The organism is Prevotella lacticifex, from assembly GCF_019973375.1.
In the GTDB taxonomy this organism is placed as follows: domain Bacteria; phylum Bacteroidota; class Bacteroidia; order Bacteroidales; family Bacteroidaceae; genus Prevotella; species Prevotella lacticifex.
On sequence record NZ_BPTV01000001.1, the window covers coordinates 1,033,948 to 1,046,652 of the forward strand.

At 51.0% G+C, this 12,705-nt stretch carries 10 protein-coding genes; 5 read left to right on the forward strand and 5 right to left on the reverse strand.

What is annotated here, in order from left to right; genetic code table 11:
• Positions 1 to 700: 700 nt before the first annotated feature.
• The 3 genes from LDN30_RS03815 to panC form a co-directional block, all read right to left on the reverse strand.
• A complete protein-coding gene (locus LDN30_RS03815) occupies positions 701 to 1,366 on the reverse strand; it encodes a CPBP family intramembrane glutamic endopeptidase (protein WP_223925539.1) in 666 nt (221 codons plus the stop codon).
• A 101-nt stretch (positions 1,367 to 1,467) separates the two neighbouring features.
• Entirely contained in the window at positions 1,468 to 1,812 is a 345-nt protein-coding gene (gene panD / locus LDN30_RS03820; protein WP_223925541.1) for an aspartate 1-decarboxylase, read from the reverse strand.
• 1 nt (position 1,813) lies between these two features.
• Positions 1,814 to 2,671: a pantoate--beta-alanine ligase gene (gene panC / locus LDN30_RS03825; RefSeq protein WP_223925543.1), complete on the reverse strand. Its 858-nt coding sequence runs from the start codon at positions 2,669 to 2,671 to the stop codon at positions 1,814 to 1,816.
• Positions 2,672 to 2,839: 168 nt separating this feature from the next.
• On the opposite strand from panC, the gene LDN30_RS03830 reads away from it, so the two are divergent.
• The 4 genes from LDN30_RS03830 to LDN30_RS03845 all read left to right on the forward strand — a co-directional run bounded on the left by LDN30_RS03830 (position 2,840) and on the right by LDN30_RS03845 (position 7,924).
• A complete protein-coding gene (locus LDN30_RS03830) occupies positions 2,840 to 3,655 on the forward strand; it encodes a glycogen/starch synthase (RefSeq protein ID WP_223925545.1) in 816 nt (271 codons plus the stop codon).
• A gap of 6 nt (positions 3,656 to 3,661) precedes the next feature.
• Positions 3,662 to 5,098 (forward strand): DUF4270 domain-containing protein, encoded by a 1,437-nt coding sequence (locus LDN30_RS03835; protein ID WP_223925547.1) that lies wholly within the window; start codon positions 3,662 to 3,664, stop codon positions 5,096 to 5,098.
• Between the two features lie 40 nt (positions 5,099 to 5,138).
• Positions 5,139 to 5,273, forward strand: a complete 135-nt coding sequence (locus tag LDN30_RS03840) for a dehydrogenase (protein WP_223925549.1) — start codon at positions 5,139 to 5,141, stop codon at positions 5,271 to 5,273.
• Between the two features lie 104 nt (positions 5,274 to 5,377).
• Complete coding sequence (locus LDN30_RS03845) at positions 5,378 to 7,924, forward strand: ATP-dependent Clp protease ATP-binding subunit (protein WP_223925550.1); 2,547 nt, start codon at positions 5,378 to 5,380, stop codon at positions 7,922 to 7,924.
• A gap of 815 nt (positions 7,925 to 8,739) precedes the next feature.
• Here LDN30_RS03845 and LDN30_RS03850 read toward each other — a convergent pair.
• Both LDN30_RS03850 and LDN30_RS03855 read right to left on the reverse strand, forming a co-directional pair.
• Positions 8,740 to 9,864 carry a DNA polymerase III subunit gene (locus LDN30_RS03850; protein ID WP_223925552.1) on the reverse strand — a complete coding sequence of 375 codons (1,125 nt, stop codon included), beginning with the start codon at positions 9,862 to 9,864 and terminating at the stop codon, positions 8,740 to 8,742.
• Positions 9,861 to 10,820 carry a methylenetetrahydrofolate reductase gene (locus LDN30_RS03855; RefSeq protein WP_223925554.1) on the reverse strand — a complete coding sequence of 320 codons (960 nt, stop codon included), beginning with the start codon at positions 10,818 to 10,820 and terminating at the stop codon, positions 9,861 to 9,863. Before LDN30_RS03855 ends, LDN30_RS03850 begins: the two co-directional genes overlap by 4 nt.
• Before the next feature lie 155 nt (positions 10,821 to 10,975).
• Here LDN30_RS03855 and xylE point away from each other — a divergent pair, with 155 nt between their 5' ends.
• A complete protein-coding gene (gene xylE / locus LDN30_RS03860; RefSeq protein ID WP_373316506.1) occupies positions 10,976 to 12,466 on the forward strand; it encodes a D-xylose transporter XylE in 1,491 nt (496 codons plus the stop codon).
• The last annotated feature ends 239 nt before the right edge of the window (positions 12,467 to 12,705 follow it).

Sequence of the window (12,705 nt, forward strand, 5' to 3'; positions counted from 1 at the left end):
CCCTTTGTTTCTTCTCCGCCGCCGGCTTGCTCCGAAGCAAGCTTCGGCAAGCCGGCGGCGGAGAAGAAACAGCCTTCGTGCCTCAGGCTTGCAATCGCAAGTAAAACACACAAAACATGCTGGCGCGGTGATTTTCCTAACTATTGATTTCTTAACTACAAATTTCTAATTTCTAACTCACCGCCAGCCTGTTTTGAAGGTTTTTCTTTGTGTCAGTGCCAAAGGGTCAAAGTCCTTGGCACTGACACAAAGGGTTTTATTGGTTTTGGTATCAACTTATACTCCTGGATTCAACAATGCGTCACCATCAATTGCTAAAATTGGCCCATAACTAATTGATAATCAATATTGACAATTCATCCAACCAAAGAAGTGACGAAGTCAGGGGACATTAGTTTATACATGGTTAGCCTGGCAGAATTCATAATCAGAGTCCTGCTCCCATTTCTATACCTCATTCTATACTCCTTTCTGCCCCTCTGAAATGTGGAATCGGGAAAAATATTTTATAACTTTGCAACGAAATAACAAATCCCATGAAACATATCCGTTGCAACGCAAAAAGTGCCTCTCCTTAACCGAAGAGACACTTGCTGTGGAATGCCAAGAAGTCTCCAATATGTTGAGAGTTTATTACTCTGCTCGAGTAAGCGGTATCGGTGTGGCTCATGTTATCGTGGTTCCGACGTTGATAGAATGATCAATGGGCGAGGAGAGGGAAGGCTATTCCGGCTAAATTGCAGACGGCATGAGCGATGACGCAATATCTTATATCGTGGTACTTGATGTAGATATAGCATAATGGTACCGCGAAGATAAGGGTGTCGACTCTAAAAAACGAGTCTCCGAGATGCATACAGAAGAACAGCACCGAACTTAATATAATGATGGCAGCAGGTTTGAAACTTCCCCTCTCCATCATGCTGACGAGCCATTTCCTGAAGAGCATTTCTTCGGTGAATGGGACTAACAATCCTGTTGAGAGGATGGAAATGAGCAACGAGGAGATACTTACGGTATTGGGATGTGGATATGCAGCGTCGCTCAGCTGACAAATAAGATAAATGGATAGTTGCCAAAGCAGGCCTAAGAGAATGGAAATGAGAATCGTTTTCGTCTGAATCCCGGACTGTCTGAAGGTCCACAAATCGAGTTTCTCTATCCTGTTCTCTACGGCTAAAGCTACTAACAGGAATGCGGAGCAGGCTAAAGCCATGAGGTCGGGTGCCGATTTGGCAAGGAATGTATTACTGTTGCCATTGAAAAGAAGGACTAAGAATGGTGCTGATACCAAGAGTGAGCCCGCAAGGCATATCGCTAAGAAAGCTGCGATTCTGCCGACACATTTCGGTTTGCTGTAAGTCATATTATTAAAAAGGTATGAGAATCTTTTTACCCTCCCGGAATATGGTGTGATAGCATCCATAATCGCAGGAGGGTATTATTGCAATTCGTTTGGCTGCCGGGTTATAATTTGTTTCCGGCTTTTGGGAACACCACTATGGGCTTGTAGTTCTTTGCTTCCTCAAAGTCCATGATGGCGTAGGCTATGATGATGACCGTATCACCCACCTGAACCTTTCTGGCCGCGGCTCCGTTGAGGCAGATACAGCCTGAACCGCGTTCACCTTTTATAATATACGTCTCGAGGCGCTCGCCGTTGTTGTTGTCGACGATCTGTACTTTCTCGCCGGCGATGAGCCCTGCGGCATCCATGAGATCCTCGTCGATGGTTATGCTGCCCATGTAGTTGAGGTTCGCCTCGGTCACTGTCACACAGTGGAGCTTCGATTTCAGTACTTCTATTTGCATATCAGGCCTTATATTTAATATGGTCAATGAGTCTTATAGGAGTCTTGCCGCAGTAAACGGTGATGCACCCTACTACATAGTCGCTGTCGTCCCAGCTCTTCACGTCGAGGAGGGTGTTGCCGTCGACAATCTCGAAATATTCCACTTCCAGTCCGTCTACGGCATTGATGTCGGCGACCACCTTGTCGTGAGTCTCCTCCACGGTGTGGCTCTTGGCGTATTCCACGCTCTCCTTCAGTACGCGGTATATGTTTGGAGCTATGGCACGCTCCTCCTTTGTCAGCAGGCTGTTGCGCGAGCTCATAGCCAGTCCGTCGTTCTCACGGACGATAGGGCACTCAACAATCTCGAGAGTCTTGCCCATGCCGATATAGTCGACGAGGCGCTTCACTACAGCTATCTGTTGCCAGTCCTTCTCCCCGAAGTAGGCTCTGTTCGGCCGTACGATGTAGAACAGCCGGCTGACAACCTGGCACACGCCGTTGAAGTGGCCCGGCCGCTTAGCTCCCTCCATCACCGTCGACTGAGGAGGAAACTCGAACTGACGGGTGTCAGGTTCCGGATACATCTCCTGCACCGACGGAGCAAACACATACTGTGCCCCGCAGCCCTCAACGAGCTTGCAGTCGGCCTTGAGGTTGCGCGGATAGCGCTCCAGGTCGCCCTTGTCGTTGAACTGGGTTGGATTCAAGAATACTGATACTACTGTTACGTCGTTTTCCTTTACACTGCGGCGGATGAGCGAGGCGTGACCCTCATGCAGGGCACCCATCGTAGGAACCAAACCGACTGACTTGCCTTCTTTGCGAACAAGAAAGAGTTCGTTCTGAAGATCAACAATCTTTTCGAATACTTTCATTGCCAATTTGTAATTTCCGGTGCAAAGTAACAATATTTTTATGAGAAAGACAAATAATATGGGAAATTTTTCGTAACTTTGCACGTTGAATAATAAGTTAAAGACTATTGGCCGCGTCTTTGTTAGATATTTTGGCCATAATGAAGAAGTATTTATACGGATACAGAAATGGGAAAGAAAGTATTGTTTATCAATCAGGAAATTAAACCATACGTACCAGAGTCGGAGATGTCGACCTTTGGCTATGATCTGCCAACAGCCATGCAGGGTGCGGGATATGAAATCAGGTCGTTCATGCCAAAATGGGGAAACATCAACGAGAGACGTGGTCAGCTCCATGAGGTTATCCGTCTTTCAGGTATCAACGTTATCATCGACGATACCGACCATCCGCTGATTATCAAGGTGGCTTCCATCCAGCAGACTCGCATCCAGGTGTATTTCATTGATAATGAGGACTATTTCCAGAAGCGTAAGATGACGCAGGACGAGATGGGCAATGACTATCCCGACAATGGTGAGCGTGCCATCTTCTTTGCACGCGGTGTGCTCGAGACGGTGAAAAAACTGCGTTGGGCTCCTGATATTATCCACTGTCAGGGCTGGATGAGTGCTGTCGTGCCGTTCTACGTCCGCACAGCCTATAAGGACGAGCCGCAGTTTGCAAACTCACGCATCGTCACCTCAATGTTCAGCGACCAGCCCCGTGGCGACTTCGGCAGTAAGTTCAAGAAATGCCTGGAGTTCCGCGATGCCAACGCCTCAATGCTTGAGAAATACGGTGATAAATTCGACTTCTATGAACTCGGCAAGCTCGCCATCGACTATTCCGACGGTATTGTGAAGACCGGTCCAAACGTCAAGCAGCAGCTCATCGACTACGCCAACGCCGAGAACAAGCCGGTGCTCGTTCATCCCGACTCCGACAACTACGCTCCGGCTTACAAGGACTTCTATGAGATGCTTTTAAACTCAGACAAATAGTACATAATGAAATCAAAGCAGCTAATACTCTTCGTTGCGGCTCTGGCACTGCTGTTCACCGCCTGCGACGATACTACCGATAATATAGGTTCGTCACTGACGCCCTTGAGCGACAGGATAAACGTTGTGGCCGACACGTTCAGTGTCACCTCGCGCACCATCCTTGCCGACTCCATCATGGCCCGAAACACCACCGGTTACCTCGGCCGTATCAAGGATCCGGAGACCGGCGATGTCGTCAAGGCTGGATTTATGACGCAGTTCCACACCTTAGAGGGGTACAAGCTGCCCGACGAGAGTCAGATTGTCAGTCGCGACGCCAATGGGAATGTCATTGCCGACTCGTGCGAACTGGAACTCACTTTCGACAATTATTATGGCGATTCGCTCGCGCAGATGAAGATGCGGGCCTATCTCATGGACTCACCGATGGAGGAAGGCGTCAACTACTCTACCAACTACGACCCTCTGAAGGCCGGGAAGATTAGTGCCAACGGACTCCGCCAGGACCGCACCTACACCTTAGCTGATATGACGGTGAGCGATTCGGCGCGGTCGGTGAAGAACTATGTCAAGAATATCAGGATAAAACTCAATAAGCCTTACACCAAGGATGGCGTGACATACAATAACTATGGCACATACATTATGCGCACATTCTACGCCCATCCCGAGCTGTTCAGCTCCAACTATAAGTTCATCCACGACGTCATTCCCGGCTTCTACTTCGAGAATACCGGCGGAATAGGGAGCATGGCGTATATAAACACGCCCCTCATATTTTACTATTTCCGCTACAATGTCACCACCGACTCTACGATAGTGGCAAGCTCCTCGTTCGCCGGAACGGAGGAAGTGCTCCAGACTACGACCTTCTCGACCGACCGCGACAAGCTGAAGGAGTTGGCAGCTGACAACTCCTGCACTTACCTCAAGACCCCGGAAGGCCTCTATACGGAGGTTTCGCTTCCTGTAGCCGAGATTATGAGTGGTCACGAAAATGACACCGTGAACACTGCGCGGCTCAATATCCCACGCATTGTCAACCAGAATTCGTCGGCTTACTCGCTGAGTCTGCCGTCGACAGTGCTGATGATACCCGCCGACAGCCTCTACAGCTTCTTCGCAAATCATCAGTTGCCCGATTACAAGACGTCATACATAGCTACATATTCGACGAAAACGAACAGCTATCTCTTCGGAAATATCTCCGGAATGGTCAACGCCATGTACCGTAACCGTATGGCCGGAAACACATCGGAGAAGTGGAATAAGGTCGTTCTCGTTCCGGTAACCCTCGAGACCACAAAGACTTCGAGCAATGCCACGACGTTAGTGAATCTCTCGAGCGATATGTCGCTGTCGTCAACACGGCTGCTCGGTGGCACCGACAACCCTGATGCTCTGAAGATTACAGTCGTTTACAGCAGCTTTAAACATTAGAATATGTAATAATGGGCGGCACGATGAGCCGCTACCGCTTATGGCAGACAACTATCTTGAGCGCCAACGCGCTGATTATGAACTACGCAAGCAGGCATGGCTGAAGAAAAAACGCCATGCCCCGCATGCCTCTCGACACCCCTCAATACGTAAACCTGATGACGAGGCATTGTGATTTTGCCTCTCATTTCGGTACTTTGGCACACCATTTGCTAATACTTTGAAACCACGGCGCAATGCGCTTTAATTAGTAACAATGATTTATTAGGAGGATTATTTATGATTAATCAGTTTTCACCTAAGGTCTCTGAAGTACTCTCTTTCAGCAAAGAGGAAGCTGAAAGGCTGTCAAGTCCGTACGTCGGACCGGAGCATCTTCTCTTAGGTATACTACGGGAGAAAAGCGGCCCGGTAATGGACCTTTTCGCCCGACTTCACCTTAATCTTGATAATATCAAGCACGAGTTGGAGGAGCGGGTACGCGAGGCTAACAAGGGTCGCATGCTTGTCACCACCGATATGGTGCTCAACGACCAGGCCAACAACATCCTTCGCTTGGCTGTTCTTGAGGCCCGTCTGCAGCGTTCGCAGACGGTCGACGTGCCGCATCTGTTCCTTGCCATCCTTCACGACAATATCGACAATGGGGCAAAAGTAGTGCTTGAGGACAACGATGTCACTTACGAGTTGGCTTCGGCAGCCCTGCAGAAGAAGGCCAACAATCCCGTTGATGGTCTGGAAATGCCCGATGAGGAGGAAGACGACGACCCGCTGATGTCGTCGCAGTCGTCGCAGGGCCAGCAGAGCCGTCAGGACGGCACTACGACAACGGCGCGCCGTCAGAGCGGCGGGAAGTCGAAGACACCAATACTCGATAATTTCAGCACCGACCTCACGCAGGCCGCAGCCGAGAATAAGCTCGACCCGGTTGTCGGACGGCATAACGAGATTCAGCGCGTCTGTGAGATTCTCGGTCGCCGGAAGAAGAACAACCCTATATTAATAGGTGAGCCGGGAGTGGGAAAGAGTGCCATCGTTGAAGGCCTCGCACAGCTTATCGTCAAGCACAGCACCAGTCCGGCACTGTTCAACAAGCGTGTCGTCAGTCTCGACATGACCGGTATCGTGGCTGGAACGAAATATCGCGGTCAGTTTGAGGAGCGCATCCGCGGTCTGATTCAGGAGTTGGAGAAGAATCCCGACGTCATTATCTTCATCGACGAGATACACACCATCATCGGTGCCGGAAGCACACCGGGCTCCATGGATGCCGCAAACATCCTGAAACCGGCCCTGGCCCGTGGCACTATACAGTGCATCGGAGCAACCACCCTTGACGAATACCGAAACTCGATAGAGAAGGACGGAGCCTTGGAACGCCGTTTCCAGAAGGTCCTTGTGGAGCCTACGACAGCCGACGAGACCCTTCAGATACTTCAGAATATCAAGGGACGCTACGAGGATCACCACCACGTGAGCTACACCGATGAGGCTCTCGAGGCCTGTGTGAAGCTCACCGACCGCTACATCACCGATCGTTTCTTCCCCGACAAGGCCATCGATGCCCTCGACGAGGTAGGCTCCCGTGTTCATCTGCAGCACGACGAGGTGCCACAGGAGGTTGTCGATGCCGAGAAGGAACTTGAGAGCGTCAAGGCGAAGAAGGTAGCTGCGGTGTCGCATCAGAACTTCGAGCTTGCCGCAAGCTACCGCGACCGTCAGGTTGAACTCGAGAATCAGCTTGCTTCCATGCAGCTGAAGTGGGAGCGTGGCGAGAGTTCCGAACGCACGGCCATTACCGCCGACAACGTCGCCGACGTCGTCTCGATGATGACCGGCGTACCCGTTCAGCGCATGCAGGAGTCGGAAGGTATCCGTCTGCGCGACATGGCGGCGAACCTCAAGAAGGATGTTGTGGCTCAGGACGGTGCCATCGACAAGATGGTTAAGGCCATCCAGCGCAACCGTGTAGGCCTGCGCGACCCCAACCATCCCATTGGCGCGTTCATGTTCCTTGGGCCTACCGGTGTCGGAAAGACCTATTTGGCCAAGAAATTGGCCGAGTATATGTTCGGTTCTGCCGATGCTCTCATCCGCATAGACATGAGCGAGTACACCGAGAGTTTCAACACCTCACGGCTCATCGGAGCACCTCCAGGATACGTAGGCTACGAGGAGGGCGGTCAGCTCACCGAGCAGGTGCGCCGTCATCCTTACTCCATCGTTCTCCTCGACGAGATTGAAAAGGCTCATGGCAACGTTTTCAACCTGCTCCTGCAGGTTCTCGACGAGGGCCGCCTTACCGATGGCAACGGCCGTCTGGTCGACTTCCGCAACACGGTGATAATAATGACCTCGAATGCGGGAACGCGTCAGCTCAAGGAGTTCGGCCGTGGTGTAGGTTTCACCGCCGGCAACGCCAATGGCATCTCGACCTCGATGAAGGACAAGGAGTATGCGCGCAGCATCATCCAGAAGAGTCTTAGCCGCCAGTTTGCGCCGGAGTTCCTCAACCGCCTCGACGAGATTATCACCTTCGACCAGCTCGACCTTGAGGCTATCAAGAAGATTGTGAATATCGAGCTCAGCGGACTCTACAAGCGTATCGGTGACCTTGGCTATAAGCTTGAGGTTTCGGACGCTGCCAAGGAGTTTGTCGCTACGAAAGGATACGATGTCCAGTTTGGTGCCCGCCCGCTGAAACGGGCCATCCAGACGTACATCGAGGATGGTGTCTGCGAGCGGATTCTCTCCGGTGAGATTACCGCCGGCGACACGATAAAGGTGGATAAACAGCCCGACTCTGACAATCTGTCATTCGCTTAGGGCCCATTTCCGGATATGACAAAGGCACGACAGTATGGCAATAACAGCCATTGCTGCCGTGCCTTTGTCGTTTTTATTTTCTGTTTCAGGAGGGGGATGACGGTGCTTTCAATCGACTTGGGATATAGAAACACAAAAAGCGGGAACCTTCACGGTTGCCGCTTTTATATTCAATAGGTATTAGTCCGATTTTTAAGGTAAAAAGATTGCTTTCAGGATAACTAATGCAAAGATACATAAAAATTTGTTCTTGACAAACTTTTTGTAGGCTTTTTTATCAAATTTTTGATGATACCGCAAAATTGAATCGGGAAAGTAACTCAGTGATTCATGTTCGAAATGTGTAATTTTATGTGAATTTATTGCTATCGGGTCGTCCTCATGTCTCTTCAGTCTCTCTTGCGCAATCCGACTGAGTATGCGGCCTCAACTGAATATATCGTTGATTCCCAACGCATATAGCATTATTAATGCTGAATTCAGTCGTCCTATCAGATTTCTTGCGACAGCCCGGCAAGGCAGTAATAATATTTCAAATGGACAATTTTATTGTCTGTTTCTCATCCCCATCGACCTCAAACGACTTTTCGCCACACTGGCGTTTAAAATTCAGAAAAACTTTTACACGAATATAATACCTATCAAATGACAATGCAAAAGGGACCGTTTCGCAAGCTGAAACGGTCCCTTTTGCGTCCTAAAACAGGCGGTTTTGGAACGCAAAACGGCATGTATTGGAGAGTCGTTGAGTATCAAGTTGTTACAGAGACGAATAAAATTGGACTGTACTACGAAAAGATTTGACAATATGAAACCTACTTCGACAGCAGCAGTACAATCATCTTCAGAGCGATATCGTAGAAGACTATCTTCGCGTTGGCGTTCTGTCCTATGTCGCGGTAGGCACGCTGGAACAGGTCGTTGATGCCTATGACATTGGCCTCATTGATGAAGCGGGCGAAGTTCCGGGAGAATCCCGCCTCCTGCTGAGTCTGATAATTGAGCTCAGGATTGTGGAAGTTGTATATGAAGTTCTCCCTTATCTGCCTTTGGAAGTAGGCTATCATACGGCGCTGTTTGTCGCGTCCGAGAGCGCTGCAAGCCTCCGCCCACCGTTTCAGGTCCTTAACCTTGCGCATGTAACAGAGTCGCATGAGCGTCTCGAAGAGGTCGAGGAACTGCCGCTCCTCGTTGCCGGCATCGATTGTCTGTAGAGCCTCGTTCCAGCTTCCGTGCGCTATGCGGCTTATGCGGTGGGCATCGTCGTCCGACAGTCCGCGCTGCTCGATGAGTGCCTTGCATATATCTTCGTCGGCAATGCGCTTGACATCGAAACGCTGGGTGCGGCTGCGGATAGTCTCGAGGAGCTTTTCCGGCTCCTCGCTGACCATGAGGAACACCGTTCCCTGAGGCGGTTCTTCGAGGAGCTTTAGGATTTTGTTGGCACATTCGAGGTTCATCAGCTCCGGCAGCCAGATTATCGATACCTTGTATCGTCCCTGACTCGATTTTATCGACAGCTTGTGGATGAGAGCCTCACTCTCGCCGGCGGTGATGATGGCACGCTTCTTGTCGTCGCCAATCTCGGCAATCCATTGTGCCGCAGTGATATACGGCGACTTCGTTATCAGGCTGTGCCACTCGTGGGCGAAGTCGTCGCTGACGGGCTTATAGTCGGTCGACATCGACGGCAGCTTTATCGTCGGATAGGTGAAGTGCAGGTCGGGATGCTCGTAGTTGTCGAGCATCGCCTTGGCGTTGGCATAGTTGGGGTTGTCCTTGGGGTTGAGCAGGTAGCTTGCAAAGGCTATGGCGAGCGCCAACTTTCCTGCTCCACGCGGTCCGGTGAAGAGCATGGCGTGGGGCACGCGGTTCTCCTCGACGAGTTTCCGGAGGCGCTCCTTGGCCTCCTGTTGTCCTATAACGTTATCGAAAGTCATTCGTTTAATAGTCGGCTGACAATCTCGCGCACGCTGTCGACGGCCGAGACAGTATAGAAATGAACATTGTTGACACCATGGCTGTACAGGTCGCGCACCTGTCTGACGGCCCATTCCACACCTAACGCCTTCGCTTCCTCATCGGTGGTGCAGTGGCGGGCCAGCCCGGCGAGCTCCTCGGGAATGTCGCAATGGAATGTCTTTGGAACGACGGTGAGTTGCGACAGCTTTGCAAAAGGCTTTATACCGGGGATTATGGGTATGGTGACACCCATCTCGCGGGCTTTGCTTATGAAGTCGAAATACTTCGTATTGTCGTAGAAAAGCTGCGTGACAGCATATTCGGCTCCGAGGTCCTGCTTCATTTTCAGGTACTTGATGTCCTGCTCTATGTTCGGAGCCTCGTCGTGTTTTTCGGGATAAGCCGCTACACCATAGTGGAACGGTGTGCCCGGGTGCTTGATGGGTGTGCCGTCGACGAAATATCCCTCGTTGAACTTGTTGACCTGACGGATGAGGTCTGTGGTGTGGGCGTAGCCTCCTGGAGTAGGCGTGAACTGTCGGTCCTCGCGCGCTTTATCGCCACGGAGGAGCATGATATTCTCGATGCCGAGTATCTGCAAGTCGATGAGCTCATACTCTATGCGGTCGGCGGTGGCCCCGGAACAGATGACATGTGGGCAGACGGGAATGCCATAACGCTGCTGGATGGCGGCGGCCACGCCTATGGTGCCCGGGCGGCGCCTTACGTTCTGCCTCTCCAAGAGTCCGTCCTCACGCTCGTGGTAGACGAACTCGCTGTGGTGGGTGGTGATATTGATGAAGAGCGGAGAGAAGTCCTTCAACTTATCTATGGAGCGGAACAGCGCGCCGGTGCCGTTGCCCTTCAGCGGCGGCAGCACCTCAAAGGAGAAATGGCGGCCGGTGTTGTCCTGCAGTATCTGCTTTATGTTCATATAAACCTTGGTTGATTATGGCACAAAAGTACAAAAAACTTATGAAAAAATATTGCTTTATCCATAAAATATGGCAATAAACTGATTATTCTGACGTTATATAGTGTTAGAAATACGAAATCAAAGAAATATTCAACTAAAAACTAAACATAATAATGGACAAAATCAATCACAGTGAGAACGGCAGCCGCGGCTATCTTGCGAGCATCGTCATGGTTGCCGTTCTCGGCGGTCTGCTCTTCGGTTACGACACCGCCGTCATCTCGGGTGCTGAGAAAGGCCTTCAGGCTTTCTTCCTCGGAGCTCCCGACTTCAAGTATTCCGATTTCATGCACGGCTTCACGTCGTCGTCGGCTCTCATCGGCTGCATCATCGGATCAGCCCTGTCGGGATTTTTCGCCGGCAGGCTTGGCCGTAAGAAGTCGCTGATTTTTGCCGGTGTTTGCTTCTTTATCTCGGCATGGGGCAGCATGGAACCTGAGACGTTCGGCCTTCTTCCCTACGGCAAACCGTCGTGGAACCTGCTCATCGTCTTCAATCTCTACCGTGTTCTCGGTGGAATAGGTGTGGGCATGGCATCGGCGCTCTGCCCAATGTACATCGGTGAGATATCGCCAAGCAATATCCGCGGTATGCTGGTGTCGTTCAACCAGTTTGCCATCATCTTCGGTCAGCTCGTCGTTTACTTTGTCAATTTCATGATTCTCGGCGACCATACCAATCCTATCATCGAGTCGGTGGGACAGGGATTCTCACAGGTCATGCCCGGCAGCGACCCTTGGAGCATCAGCACGGGGTGGAGATACATGTTCGGGTCGGAGTGTGTGCCGGCAGGACTCTTCACGCTGCTCATCTGCTTTGTGCCTGAGTCGCCGCGCTATCTCGTCATGACGGGACGCGATACGAAGGCCATGTCGGTGCTCTCGCGCATCAACGGATTCTCTAAGGCTCAGGAGATTATCGCCGATATCAAGGCCACGCTGACCACAAAGACCGAGAAACTCTTCACCTACGGATTCATGTGTGTCTTCGTCGGCATCATGCTCTCCGTCTTCCAGCAGGCTGTCGGCATCAACGCCGTGCTCTACTATGCTCCGCGAATCTTTGCCGATATGGGCATGGGCAACCCGATGATGCAGACCGTTATAATGGGAGTCATCAATATTACATTCACCCTCGTGGCCGTGTTCACCGTCGAGAAGATTGGCCGTAAGCCACTGCTGATCAGCGGCTCCATCGGTATGGGTATAGGAGCCTTTGTCGTCGCCCTCACCTTCGGCAACAGCTCGCTGAACATTGTGACGATGGTTGCACTGATGGTCTACTCGGCAAGCTTCATGTTCTCGTGGGGACCAATCTGCTGGGTGTATATGGCTGAACTCTTCCCCAACACCATCCGCGGCACTGCCACGGCCATTGCCGTTGCCTTCCAGTGGATTTTCAATTTCATCGTTTCGTCGTCGTTCGTTCCGATGTTTAACATGCACCTGACAAAGGGCGACGACTTCGGCCATTGGTTCACCTATGGGCTCTATGGCATTATCTGCTTTGTGGCCGCTGTCTTTGTCGGTAAGCTGGTGCCGGAGACCAAGGGCAAGACTCTCGAGGATATGACGGCACTGTGGAAAGAGCGCATGAAGAAGTGAAAAAATGAGAGAAATGGTAAAATATTGGGCAATAGATGTCAATACGGATTGAATAATAATTCATAATTTTGCACCCTAAAGGAATCGGGACTACGGGCACTCAAGTTCAGAACGTAGATAGGTACACTTTTTTGTGAGGTAAGTAGAGATTGTTTTGGATAGCTTTGAATTGTTTGTCGGGAGGTTAATCCTCCATGACAGCATTTGCAACTGAATTGTCGGGTCGTGTCCCGGTTCCT

Bases quoted from the DNA above. Each gene is read 5' to 3' on its own strand.
- LDN30_RS03815 (WP_223925539.1), bottom strand. From the start codon at position 1,366: ATGACTTACAGCAAACCGAAATGTGTCGGCAGAATCGCAGCTTTCTTA.
- panD (WP_223925541.1), bottom strand. From the start codon at position 1,812: ATGCAAATAGAAGTACTGAAATCGAAGCTCCACTGTGTGACAGTGACC.
- panC (WP_223925543.1), bottom strand. From the start codon at position 2,671: ATGAAAGTATTCGAAAAGATTGTTGATCTTCAGAACGAACTCTTTCTT.
- LDN30_RS03830 (WP_223925545.1), top strand. From the start codon at position 2,840: ATGGGAAAGAAAGTATTGTTTATCAATCAGGAAATTAAACCATACGTA.
- LDN30_RS03835 (WP_223925547.1), top strand. From the start codon at position 3,662: ATGAAATCAAAGCAGCTAATACTCTTCGTTGCGGCTCTGGCACTGCTG.
- LDN30_RS03840 (WP_223925549.1), top strand. From the start codon at position 5,139: ATGGCAGACAACTATCTTGAGCGCCAACGCGCTGATTATGAACTACGC.
- LDN30_RS03845 (WP_223925550.1), top strand. From the start codon at position 5,378: ATGATTAATCAGTTTTCACCTAAGGTCTCTGAAGTACTCTCTTTCAGC.
- LDN30_RS03850 (WP_223925552.1), bottom strand. From the start codon at position 9,864: ATGACTTTCGATAACGTTATAGGACAACAGGAGGCCAAGGAGCGCCTC.
- LDN30_RS03855 (WP_223925554.1), bottom strand. From the start codon at position 10,820: ATGAACATAAAGCAGATACTGCAGGACAACACCGGCCGCCATTTCTCC.
- xylE (WP_373316506.1), top strand. From the start codon at position 10,976: ATGGACAAAATCAATCACAGTGAGAACGGCAGCCGCGGCTATCTTGCG.